Origin of the sequence: Microcoleus sp. OTE_8_concoct_300 (assembly GCF_031383065.1) — a bacterium.
Taxonomy (GTDB): Bacteria; Cyanobacteriota; Cyanobacteriia; order Cyanobacteriales; family Microcoleaceae; genus Microcoleus.
This window is the reverse complement of record NZ_JANMZH010000087.1, coordinates 18,697-40,980: the sequence shown is the minus strand read 5'-3', so window position 1 is coordinate 40,980 and position 22,284 is coordinate 18,697. Positions and strand designations below refer to the sequence as shown.

11 protein-coding genes are annotated in these 22,284 nt (G+C 44.3%); 6 read left to right on the top strand and 5 right to left on the bottom strand.

All coding sequences use genetic code 11. The features are described from left to right. Window positions 1-53 precede the first annotated feature (53 nt). The 3 genes from ACUVJL_RS04295 to ACUVJL_RS04285 form a co-directional block, all read right to left on the bottom strand. Complete coding sequence (locus ACUVJL_RS04295) at window positions 54-5,249, bottom strand: PAS domain S-box protein (protein WP_445244720.1); 5,196 nt, start codon at window positions 5,247-5,249, stop codon at window positions 54-56. A 675-nt stretch (window positions 5,250-5,924) separates the two neighbouring features. After that, the gene (locus tag ACUVJL_RS04290) at window positions 5,925-7,217 is read right to left on the bottom strand and encodes an ATP-binding protein (RefSeq protein WP_445244719.1); all 1,293 of its coding nucleotides are present in this window, start codon (window positions 7,215-7,217) and stop codon (window positions 5,925-5,927) included. 179 nt (window positions 7,218-7,396) lie between these two features. Next, window positions 7,397-9,715 (bottom strand): tetratricopeptide repeat protein, encoded by a 2,319-nt coding sequence (locus tag ACUVJL_RS04285; RefSeq protein WP_445244718.1) that lies wholly within the window; start codon window positions 9,713-9,715, stop codon window positions 7,397-7,399. A gap of 159 nt (window positions 9,716-9,874) precedes the next feature. On the opposite strand from ACUVJL_RS04285, the gene ACUVJL_RS04280 reads away from it, so the two are divergent. From ACUVJL_RS04280 to ACUVJL_RS04270, 3 genes are all read left to right on the top strand, one after another. Continuing rightward, window positions 9,875-12,442 carry a glycosyltransferase gene (locus ACUVJL_RS04280; RefSeq protein WP_445244717.1) on the top strand — a complete coding sequence of 856 codons (2,568 nt, stop codon included), beginning with the start codon at window positions 9,875-9,877 and terminating at the stop codon, window positions 12,440-12,442. Window positions 12,443-12,688: 246 nt separating this feature from the next. Beyond that, window positions 12,689-16,195, top strand: coding sequence for a glycosyltransferase (locus ACUVJL_RS04275; protein ID WP_445244716.1), 3,507 nt, complete (start codon window positions 12,689-12,691; stop codon window positions 16,193-16,195). A gap of 36 nt (window positions 16,196-16,231) precedes the next feature. Next, entirely contained in the window at window positions 16,232-17,596 is a 1,365-nt protein-coding gene (locus tag ACUVJL_RS04270) for a GH39 family glycosyl hydrolase (protein WP_445244715.1), read from the top strand. Window positions 17,597-17,893: 297 nt separating this feature from the next. Here the strand turns inward: ACUVJL_RS04270 and ACUVJL_RS04265 are convergent, their stop codons facing one another. Continuing rightward, a complete protein-coding gene (locus ACUVJL_RS04265; RefSeq protein ID WP_445244714.1) occupies window positions 17,894-18,193 on the bottom strand; it encodes a contact-dependent growth inhibition system immunity protein in 300 nt (99 codons plus the stop codon). After that, entirely contained in the window at window positions 18,190-18,732 is a 543-nt protein-coding gene (locus ACUVJL_RS04260; protein WP_445244713.1) for an RNase A-like domain-containing protein, read from the bottom strand. The genes ACUVJL_RS04265 and ACUVJL_RS04260 overlap by 4 nt, the downstream gene beginning before the upstream one ends. A gap of 367 nt (window positions 18,733-19,099) precedes the next feature. Between ACUVJL_RS04260 and ACUVJL_RS04255 the strand changes: the two genes are divergently transcribed. The 3 genes from ACUVJL_RS04255 (at window position 19,100) to ACUVJL_RS04245 (ending at window position 22,036) form a co-directional block, all read left to right on the top strand. Beyond that, a complete protein-coding gene (locus ACUVJL_RS04255; RefSeq protein WP_445244712.1) occupies window positions 19,100-20,164 on the top strand; it encodes an acyl-CoA dehydrogenase family protein in 1,065 nt (354 codons plus the stop codon). Window positions 20,165-20,247: 83 nt separating this feature from the next. Next, complete coding sequence (locus ACUVJL_RS04250) at window positions 20,248-20,979, top strand: cyclase family protein (protein WP_445244711.1); 732 nt, start codon at window positions 20,248-20,250, stop codon at window positions 20,977-20,979. A 310-nt stretch (window positions 20,980-21,289) separates the two neighbouring features. Beyond that, entirely contained in the window at window positions 21,290-22,036 is a 747-nt protein-coding gene (locus ACUVJL_RS04245) for a DUF1995 family protein (RefSeq protein ID WP_445244710.1), read from the top strand. The last annotated feature ends 248 nt before the right edge of the window (window positions 22,037-22,284 follow it).

The window sequence follows — 22,284 nt, the reverse complement described above, 5'->3', positions numbered from 1 at the left end:
ATCACTACTGACCACTGACCACTGACCACTGACTACTGACTACTGACTACTGACTACTGACCCTCGATATATTGCTTTAAAATATTCCGAATTTGTTTGAGCTGAAATCCCTTAGCAAGTTGGCGCAGCTTCGAGACCAACGGCACTAATTTTGGCTCTAAATTTTCCAGCTTAGCACTCTCCTCAAAAATTTCTTCAATATCGCCCATAGCTGCGAGTTTCAAAATTTTTGCTACCGACTCAGAAGCCGCAGGTAACAGAGAAGAATAAGCAGGAAAATCAGACGCTGGTGACAAACTGAGAGTTTTGCGTTTTTGGCTTTCCGAAGATTCCTCGTAAATCCATTCTAGTCCCAAGTGCACACGTAACTGTTCCAAAAAGTGATTGGCTTCGATCGGCTTGGGAAGAAAAGCATCGCACCCTGCGAGGATGCTATCTTGCTGCGTAGCCTCGAAAACGCTAGCTGACATAGCGATTAACACGACATCTTTTAATTCCGGCAACTGCCGCAGTCTTCTTGCAGTTTCTAAGCCATCCATTACAGGCATCCGCAAGTCGATTAAAATCACATCCGGTTGAAATTCAACAGCTTTGCAGAGGCATTCTTGACCGTTTTCTGCCTCTACAAGTTCAAATCCCAAACGCCCCAGCAGCCTGCACAACAAATCGCGATTTAGTTGATTTTCGTCCACGATTAGGACTTTCCGCTTTTTGCCGACAAAACCGACAACCCAGCGTTTTTCCCGCAAAGGAGACACCTCCAAGTACCGTTTGACGGAGGGCAGCTCTAAATCTACCCAAAAAGTGCTGCCTTTTCCCAAAGTGCTGTTGACGCGAATTTCGCTTCCCATCAGTTTCGCTAATTTCTGGCTAATCGAGAGTCCTAGACCTGTACCTTCAATAAATGTATTGCCTCCTACTTGGTGGAAGGGCAAAAATATTTCTTCTAACTTGCTTTGGTCTATTCCAGTGCCAGTATCCTCGATTTGAAAGCGGATTTTTAAAGCGTGTTTTGCTGCCTTCGCATTGTGGGCGAAGCGCATATAATTTTCTTTCAGTTCCGAACTCAAAATCGAGAATTCATAATTCTTTCCTTGACCTCGACTCCAGGCCCCCGTGCCGACATAGCCGACTTTGAAAGTCACTCCGCCGGTTTCCGTAAATTTAACGGCATTGCTGAGTAAATTTATGAGAATTTGGCGCAATCTTTTTTGATCGACACAAACGCAGCTAGGCAAGGGAGATACTTGTTCGTAATTGAAGGAAATTCCTTTTTGAGTAGCCCGCATCTGAAAGAGGTCGGCAATGTTTTTTGTGAAATGTAGAAAATTTAACTCTTCCGGGTAGAGTTCCATTTTTCTAGCTTCGATTTTGGAAAGGTCTAAAACATCGTCGATTAACATCAGCAGGTGTTGACCGCACTGTTGAATATTGCTGAGACTTTGTTGGTGATCAGAGCTTAAGTCTGTGTCGGTTTTGAGGATTTGAGCGTAACCTAAAACGCCGTTTAAAGGCGTGCGTAGTTCGTGGCTCATGTTGGCGAGAAATTCGGTTTTGGCGCGGTTGGCGCTTTCTGCGACTAATGCGGCTTGTTGGAGGGCAGATTCTGCAAGTTTGCGATCGGCAATTTCGGTTTGTGCTTGTTGAAAGAGCGTCGATTGCTGGATCGCGATCGCCAATTGCACGCACAATTGCCGGAGGGATTCTATTTCTGAGGCATCCCAGGAACGGGGGCCGCTGCAATCGTGGGCGATCAGCAGTCCCCAGAGCTGATTTTCTGCCGTCGGTTGGGCTTGGGAAATGCTTTCTCGTGCTTTTAAAATCGGCACTACTAACTTAGCTTTCACTTCAAATTCTTCGAGAAATTCAAGGTGGCATTCGCTCAGATTTTCACTGTAAATATTTTCCACAGAGCGAGTATAGCCTTGCTGGTAAATATCAACAAATTTTTCTCTCAAACACCGATCGAGATTGTTCAAACTTCGCATAGAAGTTCTATCTTTTGCCACAGATTCCACAAGTACAAAGCCGCTCCAGTCGGGATTAAAGCGGTAAATAACTGTGCGGTCTGTTTGCAAAAATTGCCGCACTTGTTCGACAGCAGTGGTGAGGACTTCTTCTAAATTGAGAGAGGAGCGAATGCGATCGAGCATGGCAACTACCAGCCGTTCTCGCCTTAATTGCAGCAGCAGCGCGATCTCGGCTTGTTTGCGTTCGGTGATGTCGGTAATTACTCCCACTAGCCCGATTAAATTGCCAGCTTCATCTTTAATGCAGTCAGCGCGAAATAAAGTCGTTACCAGTTCGTTGGTTTTAGTTTTGATTTTGAGTTCGCCTTGCCAAGATTTGCCTTTACGGATCGTTTTAAACATTTCTACCAGCACTTGAGTTTGGGAGTAAAGTGCCGCTGCTCCGCCTGCTGTGTTCAGTTCTTCTGCTGTGTAGCCGTACCGCTGAACAAAGGCTTGATTGTGGTAGATAGATCGCCCTGTCAAGTCAGCAATGCCGATTGCGTCGCTGGTGCTTTCTACGGCTTGAGTAACTCGCAGCAAATCTAATTCTGCTTGTTTGCGATCGCTAATATCAGTAATAGTGCCGATATAGCCTTTAATTTCCTGCTTGTCTCCGATTTCTGCAATTGCCTGACCGAGCACCCAAATTACACGACCGTCTGGACGCTGAAAGCGGTATTCTGATTTAAAAGGAATTTTCTCAATAATTACTCGCTCCCATTCATTTTTTACCCGCTCCGCATCATCGGGATGTATGGCATTCATCCAGCCAGTTTCTGCTGCTATTTCTGCGTTTAATCCCGTGATTTCGCTCCACCGCTGATTCACATAAAGGCAATTTCCCAAGGTGTCGGTGTGGAATATACAAACTGGCGATGCTTCTGCTAAAGTTTGGTAGCGGCGCTGGCTCGCTTGTAGTGCTAATTCTACCTGTTTTCTCTTAGTGATATCGCGGACTATAGAAATTATTTCGCCACCTGCAAGCATGGTCAGCGAAAGTTCTTGAGGAAAAAGAGTACCGTCTCGCCGCTGACCAGTTGCTTCTATATTACAGTATCCTTTTTTATGTAACTCAGGCATTATTTCTCGTTCAAATTGTTTAATCTTTGCTTCTTCCGAGAAAAACCTCCAACTTTTCCCCAATAAATCGGAGGGATTTAAAAAACCGTACATTTTGAGATAAGCCTGATTTGAATAAATATATTCTTCACTAGCATTGAGGATCGCGATACCGTCGTAAGCAGCGGCCATTGCTACTGCTTGTCGCTGGAGTTTGGACTCGGCTTGTTTGCGAGAGGTAATATCGTGACCGACTGAGTAAATTAAACCTTCTTCACTAAATGGCGATGCCGTCCACAGCAGGTATTTGTAAGAACCGTCTTTGCAGATATAGCGGTTTTCAAAGGAGATACTGGACGTACCGGCTAGGAGTTTTTCCCCTTCGGCTGCGGTGGCTTGTCGATCGTCTGGATGAACAAATTCGAGCATCGGCTTGGCAAAAAGTTCGGCGATGCTGTAGCCCAGGACATTAGACCAAGCCGGGTTTAATCGTCTAAAATAGCCGTCAAAACCGACAATGCAAAGCAAGTCTAAGGAAATCGTAAAAAAGCGATCGCGCTCTGTTTGTGCCTGCTTTAATTCAGTGATATCCATCACTAAACCGTCCCAGAGAATATCGCCTTCGCTCCCAGATTTGCTCTCATTATTGAGCCTCTCGGGTCTCGCCGCTCCTTGCAGCCACTTAACTTTTCCAGATGGCAAAGTCTGCCGCCACTGCTGCTGCCAAGGTTCCAGGGTAGCCGCTGAAATTGCGATCGATGCTTCTAAATCTAAGAGATCGTCTGCGTTAATTCCGCTGAACATCAGTTTGGCATTTTGCTCTATTGCTTCTGCTTCTAGTTCGTACAGTTGACGGCTGCCTGAAGAGACGTAGGGACAAGATATTTCTCCAGTTGCTGACATTCGTAATTGATAAATTGCTCCCGGCAGGTTAGCTACGAGTTTTTGAAATCGAGCTTCGCTTTGTTCCAGAGCTTTTTGCTGCCGTCTGTATTCGGTAAAATCTCTAATTGTGCCTACTATTACTTTACTGCCGTCGGCTCTTTTAAATACGCTTTGCTTGGTAGAGATAATGTGTTCTTTCCCTGCCGTGTCTGTGAATTTTTCTTCAGTTTCCAAGCAGATACCAGTTCTCAATACTTCTTCATCTTTTGTCCAAAAAACAGCAGCTTCTGATTTCGGAAAAAAGTCATAATCTGATTTGCCGAGGAGTTCTTGCCGCGATTTGCCTACCAACTGACAAAAAGCATCATTTAATATCATCCAGCGGTGTTGCTCGTCTTTGACAAAAATTGGGTCTGGCGTAGCATTTATGGTGTGGTTTAAAAATTCTTCTGACGCTTTCAGTTTGGCTTCGTAGCGGTAGCGATCGCTCACGTCCAACACTACTTCAATCATCCGGTCGATCGACCCATCCGGGCGGCGGATGCAGCGCAGGGAAACTCGCGTGTGAACTATTTCACCGTCTTTTCTGAGCCACCTTTTGTCTAAGATGTAACCGTCGATCCTACCTGCTAACATCTGAGAATTTTTTTCAAAATAGGCATCCAAATCCTTTGGATGAGTCAATTCCCGCCAATTCTTTTGCACGAGTTCGTAGCGCTCATAGCCGAGCAAATTGCACAGCGCATCGTTAACTTCTATCCAATTGCAATTTTGAGGAATTTCGCGGTCAATAATTGGAGCTATGATGGCAATTCCGATCAGAGAATTTTCCACCACCGAGCGATATTTTTCTTCGCTGTTTCGCAAAGCATCTTGACTATTCTGGCGTTCTCTGGCGTAACGGAGCGATCGAATTAACAGTTCGCTGTCGATTTTTCTTTTGACTAAATAATCCTGTACGCCGACAGAAATCAACCGCAGGGCAAGCTCTTCGTCGTTTTGGGCAGTCAGAACTACGATCGGCACATTTACCCCGTACTCTTGTACCCGAGCAACCGTTTCGATTCCCAGACTATCTGGCAGTGAAAGGTCTAATAAAATTATGTCAAAAATTTCTTCATTCAATCGCTGCTGCGCTTCGCTGAGGCGCTCTACTTTCGTCAGCACTATACGCTGCACCCCGCCAATTTCTGACAGCAAATCTTCAATAAGCTCAGCTTCTTGAGGGTTGTCTTCTACTAACAGAACTTTAAAGCAGATAGGAGGCAAAGCTAAGTTAAAAACTGCTTTCATAATATTTGTTAATTAAGAAAAATTAAACTAACTTGGATTTCACCTTTTATTTCCGGGGTCGTTATTCAATTGTACCTACACCTACATCTGCCGTTCCATTGCGGTGTGAGCTAGCGCTACAAAAATTTTGTTTAAGACTTATAATTATATCACGCACTAACTAGAGTGTCAACGCGAAACATTTTTTATTCTAATATCGTTTCCGGTTGCATCACAATAATAAAATCGAGTCAACAGTTAACACTCAACCATTGAGTTTTTCCATCCCTCCTTCTACAGTCAACAGTCATTAGTCATTAGTCATTAGTCATTAGTTATTAGTCATTAGTCATTAGTCATTAGTCATTAGTCATTAGTCATTAGTCATTAGTCATTAGTCATTAGTCATTAGTCAACAGTCAACAGTCATCAGTCAACAATTCCGGAGGAGTGCAACCGGAATTGATATAACTGGCAATTTATACCAGTTTAAAAAAAGAATGCAACTGTAAGCCCGTGAACCCAACCCAGATAATCACAGTCATTCTCAATTATTCAAATCTAAAATCTAAAATCTAAAATCTAAAATGGTATTAACTTCTACCTTGTACCTTCTAGCTTCTGCCTTAAAATATAAGATTTAATTCAGCTTCCGCTGCCTTATAGCTTCTACCTTCGGCCGAAAGGATGTCTCAATTAAGCCACAGTAAAGTAAAAAGTTGAACCTTGACCCGGTTTCGACTCCACCCAAATATATCCGCCGTGACGTTCCACAATCTTTTGACAAATTGCTAAACCAATACCTGTCCCAGAATATTCTTTTTGAGTGTGCAAGCGCTGGAAAATTTGAAAGATGCGTGCTTGATGCTGCGTCGCAATCCCAATTCCATTATCCGAGACAGAAAATAACCAGTCTTTCTCCTGTTTACAAGCAGTAATATGAACCACCGGCGGTGCATCGTGGCGATATTTAATCGAATTGCCGACTAAATTTTGAAAGAGCTGTACGAGCTGAGAAATATCCCCCATTACCGCTGGCAATTCGCTGTAGGTGACAACTGCTTGAGTCTCGCGGATCGCCCCTTGCAGGTTCGCGAGTGCTTGTTCGACTGCCTGATTGCAATCTGTCAGTTGAAAAGGTTTCTGACTCCGGCCAACTCGCGAATATTCGAGCAAATCGTCAATTAAAGTTTGCATTCTCGTGCAGCCCAGAACGATATTACCGATAAACTTACTAGCTTGGCTGTCGAGTTGGTCTTTGTAGCGTTTTTCTAAAAGTTGCGCGTAGCTGGCAATAGTTGCTAAAGGCGCTTGCAAGTCGTGAGAAGCCACATAAGCAAATTGTTCTAGTTCCGCATTTGAACGCGCCAATTCTTGGTTAGATTTTAAGAGAGCAGATTCGGCGCGCTGGCGGTTAGATATCTCTTGTTGGAGTACCAAATTTTGCTCTTGCAGGGCTTTTTCAACGGCGCGACGGGTGCTGATTTCTTGTTGCAGGATTTGGTTTTTTTCGTGAAGAGTTTTTTCGACGGCCAAGCGGCTCGTGATTTCTTCTTGCAGCAGCACATTTTGTTCTTTTAGCTGCTTTTGTAAATTCCGCAGGCTGAGGTGACTTTCGATGCGGGCGAGCACTTCTTCAAACTGAAATGGCTTGCTTATGTAGTCAACTCCTCCCACAGCAAATGCGTTTACTTTGTCGAATACTTCATCTTTAGCGCTGATAAAAATTACCGGGATTTCGCGAGTTTTCGCTTCTAATTTCAAGTGCTGACAGACTTCGTAGCCGTTCATTTCCGGCATCATTATGTCGAGCAAAATCAAATCCGGCGGATTAGAATTGCAGGCTCTCAGAGCCATTTTTCCGTTAATCACACAGCGGGGGGTGTACCCGCTCTGAGTCAACATCGTAGACAACAGACGCAGGTTTTCTGCTGTATCGTCTACTACTAAAATGTTTCCTAAGGGCATCCCTGATTGATGATTGTTCATTGATTATTTTCTTCTGTTTTCTTGACAACAGATGTTGGCAGCTATTTTATTTAGGACTTACGGCAAACACCCGGTTGATAGTAGGAATATTGGGTAAATAAAACGAGGAATCCGGTCATAAACCGGGTGTTTAGCTGTTTGTTCACAAGCAAGTCCTGTTATTGTTCGTTTACCAATCCTCAAATCCCCAGTAGGAGAGTCAAAGCATTATTGTCCCAAGTCAATCCTTTGTCTAAAACTTTAAATCCCGCGACTTTGCACATAGATTCTAAAGCAGTAGCTGTAGGTAGCCACCAGCACGGCGCAAAATCGTTCATGTCAAAAACTGCTTTCTCAGTTATCCCTATAAGCTGGTTGTTGTTGATGTATGGCCGCCAATAAGCTGTTAAAATAGCTCGTTCCGCGTCGTCCAAAGCGGGAACAAACATTACTCCAGAAGCCGCAATTTCATAGCGACCAAACTCATTGTCTATAACTTCTTGGGTAATAGCTGAAGTGAAAATTAAATGCTCGCGAGTTATCTGACGCAAGGCAACTAAAATCTGCAACGGATGGGGGTGATGGTACAAAACTCCTGCACAGTGAACTACATCGTAAGGATCGCCAATGTCGGCAAGCTGAATCTGAGTGATATCTTGATTGATACAGTGATAATTAGCAATATTTAAACTTGTCATGCGATCGTGAAAATCTTGCCACCAGTGGAGGGATGCCGGCATGGCATCAATCATTGTCAGAGAAACTGCACCGTATTTGCTAGCTACAGATACTTTTTCGCTGACACTTCCCCACAAGCCGCCTACTTCTGCAAAAGTCTTGCCTTTGACTACTCGGGCAATGTAGCGATCGCGAATATCCTTAGCCTCTAACTCTAATAATAGAGTAGATTCCCCTGTTTGACGCTGTTTTTCTAAAATCTCCTCTAATTTTTGGGATATTTCTGGATCTTTTGGTCTGATTTCTAATGCCATCGAGTACAATACTGCCGCTTCGTTGCGCCGATCGCTCTCTGCAAAATTTTGTGCTACTTGACAGTAAAATTCAGGAGGGTATAGTGGCAGCATTTCGTGATGATAATAGCTAGTTGCTAAGTCTACAGTTACCCGACTTTTTTTTGTTAAAGCCTCACCTAACTTTGTGTAAATATTCGGGAGATAGGGGTCAATTTGAAGGGCGCCAAGATAGGCAGAAACAGCATCGTCCCACCTGTGAAGTCCCGTCAAAGCATCGCCTAAATTGTAATAAGACCAAGAAATACTGGGATTGAGTTTAAGAGCACGTTCGTAAGCGGTAGCTGCTGCTTTCCACTGTTGGGTTTTTAATAGCAACTCTCCTAAATTGTGGTAAGTCCAAGAGAATTCTGGATTGAGTGCGATCGCCCGTCGATAAGCGAGTGTTGCTTCGGCAAACTTTTGAAGTTTAACTAAAGTCAAAGCTAAGTTATGATGTGACCAAAATAAACCTGCATCGAGTGCGATCGCCCGTTTGTATGCAGCCTCAGCTTCTGACCATTTTTCTAGTTTAAAGAGAGCATCTCCTAACTTGTGAAAAGCTGCGAAATTTTTTTGGTCTAATTCAGTAGCGCGCTGGTAAGCAGCGGCGGATTCCGACCATTTTTCTAATTTGTCGCAAGCTTCACCAATGCTATAGTAAGACCAAGGAAAACCCGGGTTAATTTCAACACTTGTGCGATAGGCAATTATCGCTTCTTGCCATTTTTCTAATTTGAGCAAGAGACTGCCTAAATTGTAGTAACACAAGGAATTATTTGGATTTAAATCTATACTTTCGTGGTATTTTGTAAGAGCTTCTTGTAATAGCCCCGTTGCTTGCAAAGCATTTCCTAATTTGTAATACAACTCCGAAATATCGGGCTGAATTTGAATAGCTTTGCGGTAGTTAGTAATAGCTTCTTCCCACTGTTGCAGCGAGCCGGCAGCATCGGCTAATTTATAATAAGCTTCGCAACAACTGGGGTTTAAATGAATGCTACGACGGTAACATATTAATGCTGATTGAGTTTTATTTTGCCCCAATAAAGTATTCCCTAAATCGAGATATTCTTCGGCTATTTCTCCGGGTGCGAGCATGAGTGCTTGATACCAGCATTCAGCAGCTTCCTCAGCTTTGCCGACTTGGGAAAATATCCGGCTCAAATTGCGGTAAAATCCTGCAAAGTCGGGTTGTAGGGAGATGGCTTTTTGGTAACAGCCGATCGCCTCGGGCCATTGCTGCAAGGTAGCGCAGAGAGTACCGAGGTTGGCAAAAGCTTCGGCAAAATCCGGTTGGTAGGCGATCGCAACTTTGTACCAATACCGCGCGTCTTCTAATTTACCCTGAGCTTGCAGCGCCTTTCCTAAGGTTTTGCAAGCCTCGGCAGAGTTGGGCTGCAATTCTAAAACTTGTTGGCAAAGTGCGATCGCCCGATCGAAGTTCCCTATAGCTAAATAAATTTCTGCCTGCTGCTGGAAATTCACTTGCACTGTTTCTGAATTCATTTTTTTTTTCCTTTTGAGTAATGATTACCTGTAAGATTATATGCTAAACTTTGCTAAAATTCAAATTTCTGTAAGTAGAGCTACCGAGCACAGAAGAGTGCTGAATGTCCGCGACATTAATATAAACTAGATAATCATAGGTTAACAGCGAGCTAAATAATGTCAACAGCCACTCAGACACCGCTAGTAAGCGTAATTATACCTGTATATAATGGATCTCGCTACATCGTGCAAGCGGTTGAAAGCGCCCTCGGTCAAACTTTTACTAATTGGGAGATTATAGTTGTAGACGACGGTTCGACAGATAGCACCCATCAAGTATTGCAGCCTTATCTTGACAGAATTCGCTACATATATCAGGAAAATCAAGGCCCAGCCATAGCTCGGAATCGTGCTTGCCAGCTAGCCAAAGGCGAGTTTTTAGCTTTTCTAGATGCTGATGACTATTTCCTACCATCCAAGCTAGAGAAACAGGTAGCTTGCTTTGACGCTGACCCCACATTAGATATGGTGCAAACAGGTTGGCTGATGGTCGATGAAAAAGGGCGAGAGATTTCTGCTGTCAAGCCTTGGCACCAAGCGCCAAAATTAGACTTAGAAAGCTTTATTTTATATAAATGTGTGCGCCCAAGCGCGATGCTGCTGCGGCGTAAGTGGTGGGAATACTTGGGGGGTTTTGATTCTCAGTTTCCGCCGACGGAAGATTTAGACTTTGCCTTGCGTTTAGCTTTAAAGGGGTGCAAAGCAGTTTGGTTAGAAGAGACACTTACCTGTTACCGCCAGCACAATTCTAATCTCATGTCAAGCGGTTTTCGCCTCATGAAGAATATAGAAATTGTGATGAAACAATTCTTCGCTCGACCCGATTTGCCTAGGTCAATCCGGCAGTTAAAAAACCAGGAACGCTATCAATCCTTAAAGTGGCTGGCATGGCGGATGTATCGCGACGGCCATCTAGCAGAGATGGCCCAGTGTTTAGAAAAGTCATTGCAATATACGCCTTTTTCGCCCACAAAAACAGTCTTAAATTGGCTGGAAAGTTTTCAGATGGCTTCTGAAGAATATGGTGAAAAATTTGACGCTTATTCGCTGACTAAGTTAGCCCAATGGCAAGAGATAATTTTGATCGTGATGACTAATCCACCCCAATCTCAACAGAGTTCTATTCCCACACCTTCCACAGCGCATGAAGCGCCGCTATCCCCTAGGGAATCGCACATTCTACTCTACAACACGGACGATCCGGGCGTGGGAGGATTAGCGCAGTACAATCATGCCATTCTCTGTAAATTAGCCCTATTAGGATATCGAGTCACCTGCGTGCAAACCAAACATTCTAGTCCCTTGCTTGAGCGAGAACGAGAGTTAGGTATAGAGCACTTGTGGCTAGATTTTAGCGGGCATAAAGATTTACAGCGGGTGTTAAGAAATACTCAGGATGCACGAGAGCTTTTTGCTAGTAATAAACCGGATCTGATTATTTTTAGCGATGGTTGGCCATTTTCCAATTTTGCAGCTAAACAGGTAGTTATTCGAATGGGAATACCATACATGATGTTGATCGGGTTAGTTATGCCAGAACACGCAATTTTTGCCTGCGGGGATGTAGTGCCTTATGTACAAGGATCGCTCTACCACTGCCTGCAAGCTAGAGCCGTGATTGTTTTGGCTTACGAACATTTGAATTTATTGTGCCAACATTTCAAGTTGCCAAAAGAGCGAGGACAAGTGATTTACTTGGGGCGTTCTCCTGAATATTTTGCACCTCGTAATGCTGCGGCTCGTCAACGCCTGCGACAAGAAATAGAAATTCCTGAAGATGCGATTGTCTGTTTCACATCTGCTCGATTGGCATCGATTAAAGGGCATCGATATCAGATTGAAGCAATCAAGCAGTTGCAGCAGTCTCCTGTGTGGTCTAAACTGTATTTTGTCTGGGCAGGAACTGGTGAGGGAAGCGCTGACAATGTAGAAATAGAATTGAGGGAAACTATTAAAAAGTTAGGGGTGAGCGATCGCGTGAAGTCGATCGGACAGCGCTGGGATATCCTAGATTGGCTGGATGCTAGCGACATATTCATTTTGACTTCTCTAGCAGATGCAGCGCCTTCTCTTGCAGTCATCGAAGCGATGGCTAAGGGATTGCCGGTAGTTGCAACGGCTGTGGGCGGCATTCCTGAAGGGCTTGGCGATACTGGAAAATTGTTGCCCGATCCGAATACCGATCCAGAGGGAACCGCGAGGGAATTGGCAAAAACTGTAGAAGCTTGGGCGATGAATCCAGAATTACGGCATCAAATCGGTCAAGCTTGCAAGCAGCGGGCTGAAAAACTATTCAAAGAGGAACGGATGTTGGCAGAGTCGATTGAGGCGATCGAAAAAGCTTTACTTTGCGATCGCCAAAGAGATCCATTTGTTACTCAAAAAGAGGTGCAGAGGTCAATAACGAAGATAGAAAGCCGAGTGCATTACAGCTCTTTAGTGTGGAATGCTTGGCAGGCTTACTGTCAAGAAGATCTAAGCGGAATGCAGAAGTTGCTTCAAGAATCTTTGCAGTACACACCTTTTTTGAGTACAGAAACGCTGTTAAACTGGGTAGAATATTTTTGCAATTTTTCGTCAGCCCAAGGGCATCATTTAGATACATATTCTCTAATTAATTCTGCTGAATGGCAACAATTAGTCGAGCGCGTACAGGGTCTTGAACCTGTATTTTCTACACGCTAAAGTAACAAATTGACATTTTAAATGGGGATTCCTGTCAGCAGTAGACTTGCATCTTCCTTCTTCCTTCTTCCTTCTTCCTTATGTCTGACATCCGTTACATCCGTTACATAATCCGTTGCCGAACTTCCTTATGTCTGACATCCGTTACATCCGTTACATAATCCGTTGCCGAACTTCCTTATGTCTGACATCCGTTACATCCGTTACATAATCCGTTGCCGAACTTCCTTATCACCGAGAAAACTCATGTCAATGGCAAATTCGACACCGCGAGTAAGTGTAATTATTCCCGCATATAATGGCGATCGCTACATCGCGCAAGCGGTAGAAAGCGTCATCAGCCAAACCTATAAAAACTGGGAAATTATCGTCGTAGACGACGGCTCCACCGACGACACCCGCCAAGCATTGCAGCCTTATGTTGAAAAAATTCGCTATGTTTATCAGGAAAACCAAGGAGTAGCCGCCGCCCGCAACCGAGGAATTCAGGAATCCCGAGGTGAATTAATTGCTTTTTTAGATCAAGATGACTTTTTCTTGTCCCATAAGTTAGCTGGACAAGTTGCGTTATTTGATGCTCAGCCATCACTAGGAATTGTTAATAGTGGCTGGCGAATGGTTAAAGAGCAAGGCGAAAGTATTTTCGATGTAAAACCCTGGGAATACTTGCCTCAGCTAGACTTAAAAACCTGGATTGTTTATCTGCCCCTACTTCCCAGCGCCATGATGTTTTCGCGGCAGTGGCTGGAAGGAGTCGGTGGCTTTGATTCTCAGTATGATTCAGTAGATGATGCCGACTTAATCTTGCGTTTAGCACTATCGGGTTGCGAAGCTGCTTGGTTGCCTCAAGTGACAGTATGCTACCGCCAGCACGGGCAAAATGTGTCCATCCAGAGAGCGCTAAAACAGGCAAACCTTTGTATTAAATTAAAGCAAAGTTTCTTCAGTAGAGCCGACTTGCCAGAGGACATCCGCCAATTAGAAAAGCAGGCTTTTTATGAAGCTCTGACATGGATGGCGTGGCAACTTTACTACAGCGGCTATCCGGCAGAAATGACAGAGTATTTGCAAAAATCTTTAGATTATACCCCGTACTCCCTGCCAGCAACTATAGCAGATTGGGTAAAGCGCATCACTGAAATTGCTAAGACCTACGGCTGCAATATCGATGCCATTTCTCTCAGAGAATTACCAGAATGGAAACAGTTAATGGCTAGTATTATTACTCCAAAAAACTCGCGCGTCAGTGTCATCATCCCGGCTTACAACTGCGATCGCTACATTGTCAGAGCCGTAGAGAGTGTTCTGGGCCAGACTTATCAAAACTGGGAAATTATCGTCGTAGACGACGGCTCAACTGACAACACTCGCCAAGTTTTGTCACCTTACCTCGATTTAATTCAATACATCTATCAAGATAACCAAGGAGCAGCAATTGCTCGAAATCGTGCTTGCAAATTAGCAAAAGGGGAATTTTTAGCTTTTCTAGATGCTGACGACTTCTTCTTACCAGAAAAAATAGAAAAACAAGTAGCTTGCTTTGACGCTGACCCCACATTAGATATGGTGCAAACCGGTTGGGTTATCGTTGGCAAAAACGACGAAGGCATCTATGGAGTCAAGCCTTGGGAAGAAGAACCAAAATTAGATTTAGAAGCCTTTGTTTTTTACAAATCAGTGCGTCCCAGCGCGATGATGCTGCGGCGAGAGTGGTGGGAACGCTTGGGCGGTTTCGATCATCGCTTGCCGCCAACCGAAGATTTAGATTTTGTGCTACGTTTAGGTTTAAAAGGCTGCAAGTCAGTTTGGTTAAAAGAGATATTAACCTGCTATCGTCAGCACGATACCAATCTTATGTCCAACGGCTCCAAATTAATGAAAAATACGGAAATTTTGATGGAGCAATTTTTCGCGCGGCCAGATTTGCCTCAGCACATCCGCGACTTGAAACGCGCGGAACGTTACAAGTGTTTAGTATGGATAGCATGGCGGATGTACTGCAACGGATATTTGCCAGAAATGGTCGAAAGTCTGGAAAAATCTCTGTATTACACTCGTTTGACAGGCACTGAAACTGTTTTTAATTGGCTGGAAACTTTTAAGGGGGTTTCGGGACAGTACGGCTATAACTTTGATGCCTATGCCTTAACCAATTTACAGGAATGGCAAGACGTAGTGGCGATCGCAGCTAACAATCCTTATCAGTTTCAATCGGCTCCCAGTTCGATTTATCGGCGGCAAACAAAGCACGTACTCCTGTACACAGAAGACTCAGGAGTCGGCGGTTTGGCTCAGTTCAACCACTCGCTGATGTGTAAATTAGCGGAGGATGGCTACCGAGTTACCAGCGTTCAAAGTCAAGCTTCTAACCCTTTAATTACCGAACAAAAACAGCTAGGTATCGAACATATTTGGCTAGAGTTCGACACGATGAAAGAGTTTTTGCGAATTGCTTACAATTTAGATGATGCTAAAAAGATTTACGCCCAGGCTCAACCGGATTTAATTATATTTAGTGACGGCTGGCCGATGGCTAACTTTGCCGCTAAACAAGTTGCGATCGAGCAAAATATACCCTACATAATCAGTCTGGGTTATATCAATCGCAATTATGAAACCTTCGATCGCGGCGATCAAATCCCCTATTTCGATGCAGTTGCCTACCAGTACATTGTAGCCAAAGCAGCAGTAGCAGTTTCCCACGAAAATTTAAACTTGTTCGGAAGCCTATTTAAAACACGTCTAGAACGAGGAAAAGTAATCTATTATGGCAGACCAAATAGTTATTTTGAGCCGCCAAATCTTTCCACTCGCCAACGCCTGCGTCAAGAACAAGGAATCCCCGAAAATGCTGTCGTTTGTTTTACGGCGGCGAGATTGACTCCAATTAAAGGATATCAGTATCAATTGCAGGCGATCGCCCAATTGAAATCTCGTCCAATTTGGCCCCAAATTTACTTTGTTTGGGCCGGGCCTGGGTCTACTACTCACGACAATCTGGAACCTGAATTAAGAGCAACTGTGAGCAAATTGGGAGTAGAAGAACAGGTAAAATTCTTAGGACAGCGCTGGGATATTGCCGATTGGCTCGACGCCGGCGACATCTTTATTTTATCTTCCCAAGCTGAAGGAATGCCGCTAGCAATTATGGAAGCAATGGCGAAAGGATTGCCTGTAATTGCCACAGCAGTCAGCGGGATTCCTGAAGAATTGGGAGATACAGGAAAGTTGCTTCCCGATCCTACAATTGACCCAGAAGGAACAGTAAAAGAGTTGGTAGAAACGGTGGAAATATGGGCAGAAAATCCCGAATTGCGCAGACTTGCAGGACAAGCGTGCAAAGGGCGAGCCCAAGAACTATTCAAAGAAGAACGGATGCTTCGGGAATATGGAGAAATAATTGAACAGGCATTTGTAAGTGAGGATGAGAGCGACAGTTTCGCTATTAGTCCGAAACTCAAAAAGCAGGTACAGCAAGTGGATAGCCTGCTGAAATACTATTATTTAGTGTGGAAAGCTTGGGATGCTTACAATAACGGGGATATGTCCGAGATGGTGAATAATTTGCAATCTGCTTGGGCCTGCACACCTTATTTTACTACAGAAACTATTTTTGATTGGGTGAAAAATTTTGGTATTTTCGCTGCGGAAAAAGGAGTTAATTTCGATACCAACGAGCTGATTAACTCCCGATCGTGGCAACAAGTGATAGAATCAATACAGGGCTTTGAAGTGTTGTCCTCCGTTCGTTAAAACTGAACTATTGCAGCATTCTTAGGAACGGGCAAGATGCCCAGTCCACCAAACATCAACCAAAGAAAAGATATGCAATTTACATTCAAGTTCCCGCCTATTAATAAACTGCTGCCAATTTGTTTAGCTATTGTCACTGTTCTGTTAATAGCCTATTTTGGACAGCCAAGAGCGATCGCCCAAGTTCGATCGAACGTCACAGTTGATTTTGGACAGCCAGCCACCGGTACAATTTCCATGAGTGGCATCCTGCACGGAATGGACACCGCAAAACCGCCGGATAGTTCTATTAAACCCTTGCAGCCGAAACTTTGGCGGGCCGGGAGACTCGATATTTACGATCGAGTAATCGCCAGCGGAGCCGAGTTTCAGTTATTAGTCAGCGACTTGTGGGGCTACGGTAGCAATCCCAATGGCTGGCCCTATCAAAACTACCCCGCATGGGAAGCCTTCATCCGACAGTTAGCCCAGCAAAATAAAGGCAAAAAAATTATTTGGGATGTATGGAATGAGCCAGATTGGACAGATCCATTTTGGAAGGGAAGCAGAGAACAATTCTTTGAAACTTACAAAAGAGCTTACAGAATCTTGCGGGAAGAATTGGGGCCGTCAGCAATAATTGGCGGGCCGAGCATCGCCATCTACAGCAAAGAATATCTCGCCGCTTTTTTGGATTACTGCAAGGCTAACAAACTTGAAGTGAATTTCCTCTCATGGCACGAACTTAACGACACGAAGATTTTATTTGTTGACGATCATGTCATTGATGCTAAACGCAATTTTCAGCAAAGTCCATCTTACAAGGAACTGAAATTGCAAAAAATTTACGTCAACGAAATTGTGGGGAACTTAGCCCAGTACCAGCCGGGGGAAATCTTAGGTTATTTGTATAACTTAGAGTATGCAAAAGCTGACGGTGCTTGCAGAGCTTGTTGGGATGCTAAAGGGCCAAATAAAGTTAGCAATTGCTTCAACAATACGCTGAGTGGGATGGTCATGCCTAATACTTTTGAGCCGAGAGCCGCTTGGTGGACTTACAAAGCTTATGCTGACGGAGTTAATTCGCGGGTGCGGAGTCGGTCAGATAACGATCGCCTTGTCGCTTTAGCCAGCAAGTCAAATCCTGAAGGTAAAGCACAGATACTTTTAGGTTATTTCGACCGCAATTATTCCTCAGCAACAACGGTAACATTAAGCCTCGGGAATTTGGAGCAGCTAGGTATTCAAAGGGGTCAGGAAATCACTCTAAAATTAGAAAAAATTCCCAACAATGAAGAAGGAGCAGTGCAAAAGCTTGTCACCGTTAAAGAAGAACAAGTTTCGGTTGGTAGCGGCAGCTTGGCTTATGTTATCCCTAATTTCAAGGTCCACGAAGGCTACTTATTGACGGTTAGCAAGTGAGCTAGCTATCCTATTGAATTGTGGATAACTTGTAGGACACGGCACTGTCGTGTCCTTACAAATATATAGCCGCATTCTTACAAATATAGCAATCCTTGCAGGAGTAAGCTGTTGTGCATTTAAATTGTATGTTGAGGGCGGGCAGGATGCCCACCCCACAAGAGGAAAAATTTATTTTACCATGCAATTTAAATGCGGATTAGCTTAGTAAATTTTTTACCCCACCCCAACCCTCCCCGAACTCGCGGTCCGGGAGTAAGAAATTTACAAATGATTTAGGATTGCTATATATAGAGTTTAGCTGGGATTTGTCAAAGACTTTTGCACGGATTCCAACCATTCTCTGACTGTTTGATTTTCGGATTTGGGGTCGTAGTAACACCCTAATTCATTGAGGATGAATGCTTCTAAGTCGGCTGGGGCGATCGGCATTTCTAGCAGTTTGCTGAGTTCTTGCGATGCAGCTTCAACACTTGCGGGCGGTTCGCTGCTGCGGTAGTTGTTCACTACATCACTGGGAATGTCAGCTTCTAGCGGCCAGTCTTGGTGAAAGTAGGAACTGAAAAATTGGGTTAAATGAGGAAATTGATTTATCATTCGGGATAGGCTGTGAGAATAAAGTATCCGGGAGGTAATTTGGCGCTGCGCTGGAGGACGATTCTCAGGCGAGATGCTGAAGTTGCTTTGGAGGCGCGACGACGCAGAGTAATGCCAATTATTCTGTTGGCGTTGTAGTCGATCGTATAACGATTGCCGCGACTTTTCACCCAGGAGTCGATCGCATTTTGATTTCTGTTCATTGCTTCGGCAATAGCCACTTCGGCGACGGAACGGTTAGTAAAGGAAGATGCGGCAGAAATTCTCGTTTCGCTTGCGAGTCGCTGTGCTAGTTGTGCTTCTGTTTTGCCAACGTGTCTCTCTAAAGTGTGTCCTCCTGCTGCTTCGTGAAAGTCTAATCCGCCGCCCGGTATGTTGGGTGCAAAAGCTAGGGTGGTTTGTCCGGGTATAGTTGAGCCTTCCTGTGCAAAAACTGCGCCGTCTACAGTCGGTATGGTCGAGTGGAATAAGACTGTTATTGAGGCGATCGCACACAGGATACCTAAAAACTTTTTTAGGCGATCGAGTTGAGTTTTCATTGCTGTTGAATCTATTTCTTATATTTAGTATAGGTGTTTGCTGTTTTTTTTGTCTATTTTATAATATATTATTCGTAAGTTAGAAGTTGCGTGCCGCATTCAAATATACGGTGCACAGTGCGGGCTCTACTGTTAGTTAGAAATTGCGAGCAGTATTTAAATACTTAGTTTAGGGGCGGAATTTTCGGCCCACCCCACAGAAGTTTGAATAAAACTAACTATAAAATGACCTCAGCAACCCGATTTATTCGTAGATTTATCGTGACTCGTCGCAAAACTTGTAGAAACCAGGTTTCTAGCTACCTATGCGTGGGGTATGAAACTTTACGAAATAATGGTAAAAATCACTATAAAATAATTATAAAAAATGGATTACCAAGATATTCTCAACAGCACAGAAAATTACCTACAAAAGTGCGTTGCACCCCAGGCGGAAATTATCGACAGCGACTCGGAAGCGCTGAAAACAGCACTTGCGGGATTGGAAGATCGATCGCTCTTAGCGTTGCGAGTTCCCCAAAAATCGGGCGGCGCCGAAATTGCACCGGAGATTTTTTACCAATATCAGGAATTGACGGCTCGATATTCCGGCGCTTTGTGTTTTCTGCAAACTCAGCACCACAGCGCAACTTCCATGCTTGCCAACAGCGACAATGAAATGCTAAAAAGCAGATACTTGCCCGCGATCGCCCAAAAAGAGTTACGCTTGGGTGTTGGGTTTTCGCATTTGAGGCGATCGGGCAATCCGGCAGTCACCGCCACTCCCGCAAAAGATGGCTATTTACTGTCAGGAAAAGTTCCTTGGATAACAGGTTTTGGCTTGTTTCAAAAGTTTATTGTAGCTGCGGTACTTCCTGACGATCGGGCTGTTTTCGGTTTGCTACCTTTTGTTAATATTGAACGCGAACATGGTAAAATAACATTCAGCGACATCAGGCAATTAATCGCCATGAACTCGACTAATACTGTGACAGCAACTCTCGATAATTGGTGGCTGCATGAATCGGAAATAATTTCGGTTAAACCTGTCGGGTGGATTTCGGAAAACGACAGCAAAAATATACTAAATTTTGTTCCGGCTACTTTTGGCTGTATTCGAGCGGGATTGGATGTAATTGCAGCAGCGGCGGCTGCTAAAAATTCACCTTTTATAGTGGCGGCTTGCCAAAAACTAGAGCAAAAGCTCGATCGGCTAAAAGAGAATTTCCAACAATCTCAACATAGCTCGAAAGCAGAACAATTAGCCTTGCGAGCTCAAGCCATTGATTTAGCGGTGCGTTGCGGGCACGCTGCGGTTGCAGTTTCTAGCGGTGCTGCTAACGGTATTGTTCACCCGGCCGGGAGAGTTTATCGAGAAGCTTTGGTGTATACTGTTTCCGGGCAAACAAAGGATGTGATGGAAGCAACGCTCGATCGACTAAGCGAATTTTAAATTTTAGCTTTTTGATTTTTGATTTAGATAGCAGAAGGTCAACAAATCAACTTGTTTAATAAATAAGAGATATATTTTACCTGATGACAAACAACTTTAACTCAAATAAGTTAAAAACGATCGCCTACAGCCAAATTGTAGACTTAACCCATTCAATCCACCCAAATATTCCGATCTGGCACGGAGATCCAGCCACAGAAATTGCCACAGTCTCTCAAATAGAAAAAAACGGCTATTTCCTGCGAAAATTCTCAATGGGAGAACACAGCGGCACTCACATCAACGCACCCAACAGCTTTTATGCAGGAGGCGCCAGCATTGATAGTTATTCGCCGCAGTCCCTAGTTTCCCCTGCAATTGCGATCGACATCCGAGAGCAAAGCCTTGCCAATCCCGACTACACTTTAACAATTGATGATATATTGACTTGGGAACGGCAGCACAAACTTATAGAACCGGGAAATCTAGTTTTATTGTATACGGGCTGGCAAGAAAAATGGGATAACGAGGAAGCATTTTTTAACCGAGACGATGGCGGGATTTGCCACTTTCCCGGATTTGGCAAAGCAGCAACTCAATTTTTGCTAGAAGAACGCTCTATCGCCGGAGTTGGAACCGACACTCACGGAGTAGATACCGGGCAAGATGAAAGTTTTGCGGTTAACAAACTGGTATTGGAAAAGCAGCGAATAGTTCTGGAAAATCTGGCAAATCTAGACTTTTTACCTGCGGCTGACATCACTTTAGTTATCGGAATATTGCGCATTTTGGGAGGTTCTGGCTCGCCTGTGTCGGTGTTAGCTTTTGTGGCTTGATGCGGTAAAACTTACATCTTGCACCCTGCTCAAGAACAGGCTTTCCGGCCTGTTCCACAAAGAGTGAATTTTCTTGTGAAGCCGGAAAGCCTGTTCCGGCTCGCCTGTGTCAGTGTTAGCTTTTGTTGCTTAATGCGGTAAAAATTACATCTTGCACCCTGCTCAAGAACAGGCTTTCCGGCCTGTTCCACAAAGAGTGAATTTTCTTGTGGAACAGGCATCTTGCCTGTTCCTAAACAGGTAATTGAGAATGGTGCAATATCTCAGGTAAAATTGGATTGAGAGAAGCCGAGTAAAAACAATAAGATTAATGACAGAACTGCCCAAGGATCTCAACGACGCGATCGCCCAATCGCGCATTGCAACCGCCGCAGCCCTCTCGGACGGCAAAACTCTACTGCAAGTCGAATTAGTATTTCCAGAAATCGCACTGCAAGCACAGTCTATCACCGAACAATTCCTCCCAGAATTTGAGGAAATCTACCCCGGAGTCAAAGTCTTTTTTCCAGACACCGGTGCTGCAGCCCTCGCCCGCCGCGACTGGGGAGAAACACCGTTTAAAGTCACTGATTTGGGCAGCAGTCGCACTCCTGTTGAAGATAAAATAGCACCGGAAGACGAACTGTTCCTGCTGGTAAACCCGGCGGCTGTAGAAGTGGCCCAAGTCGAAAAACTTTACATAGCTGCGGCAGGTCGCCCAGTAATTCTACTCAACCCGCGCCTCGAAGATGTTGCTACCATAGGCATAGGCTATGCGGGCCGCCAACTGCGCGATCGATTCCTCAGCAAAATCGAATCCTGCTACTACATCAGACCCCTAGACACTGCAGCTTTATTCCGCTGCTACCCCCAATCCTGGCAAGTCTGGCTAGAAAAAAACAACGAATACGAACTAATTTCTGAAACAGCCCAAAAACCTGTCGGAGACGATTTAGAGCGGATTTTAGCTGCTTCTCTCCCAAGCGCCGATCCTGACTCCACCACACCTGCAAAACCTCTCAAAAAGAAAGGTTTTTTGGCAGAGCTCCAGACATTCCTCAAAGCTTTGACTCAGTAACAGTCGAAGAGGCTCGATCGTATAGTAGGGTGCGTCAGCTAGGATTATTTTCGACTTAATCCATCGGCTAATCGCTGAAGCATCCTACAGCGTGAAATCACTCAAAGCTTTGGCTCAGTAACAGCAGTTGCAGAACCACAATTAACAGCTTGCCTGTTTTTCTATCACTAAGTACGCAAACAGATAGTAGTGAGCTTTACAGAATCTTTATATAAAGCAGTATAATGGGTTACACCTCTCCACCGCAA

Excerpts from the sequence above, each read along its gene's own strand:
- ACUVJL_RS04295 (WP_445244720.1), bottom strand. The coding sequence starts at position 5,249 with ATGAAAGCAGTTTTTAACTTAGCTTTGCCTCCTATCTGCTTTAAAGTT.
- ACUVJL_RS04290 (WP_445244719.1), bottom strand. The coding sequence starts at position 7,217 with ATGAACAATCATCAATCAGGGATGCCCTTAGGAAACATTTTAGTAGTA.
- ACUVJL_RS04285 (WP_445244718.1), bottom strand. The coding sequence starts at position 9,715 with ATGAATTCAGAAACAGTGCAAGTGAATTTCCAGCAGCAGGCAGAAATT.
- ACUVJL_RS04280 (WP_445244717.1), top strand. The coding sequence starts at position 9,875 with ATGTCAACAGCCACTCAGACACCGCTAGTAAGCGTAATTATACCTGTA.
- ACUVJL_RS04275 (WP_445244716.1), top strand. The coding sequence starts at position 12,689 with ATGTCAATGGCAAATTCGACACCGCGAGTAAGTGTAATTATTCCCGCA.
- ACUVJL_RS04270 (WP_445244715.1), top strand. The coding sequence starts at position 16,232 with ATGCCCAGTCCACCAAACATCAACCAAAGAAAAGATATGCAATTTACA.
- ACUVJL_RS04265 (WP_445244714.1), bottom strand. The coding sequence starts at position 18,193 with ATGATAAATCAATTTCCTCATTTAACCCAATTTTTCAGTTCCTACTTT.
- ACUVJL_RS04260 (WP_445244713.1), bottom strand. The coding sequence starts at position 18,732 with ATGAAAACTCAACTCGATCGCCTAAAAAAGTTTTTAGGTATCCTGTGT.
- ACUVJL_RS04255 (WP_445244712.1), top strand. The coding sequence starts at position 19,100 with ATGGATTACCAAGATATTCTCAACAGCACAGAAAATTACCTACAAAAG.
- ACUVJL_RS04250 (WP_445244711.1), top strand. The coding sequence starts at position 20,248 with ATGACAAACAACTTTAACTCAAATAAGTTAAAAACGATCGCCTACAGC.
- ACUVJL_RS04245 (WP_445244710.1), top strand. The coding sequence starts at position 21,290 with ATGACAGAACTGCCCAAGGATCTCAACGACGCGATCGCCCAATCGCGC.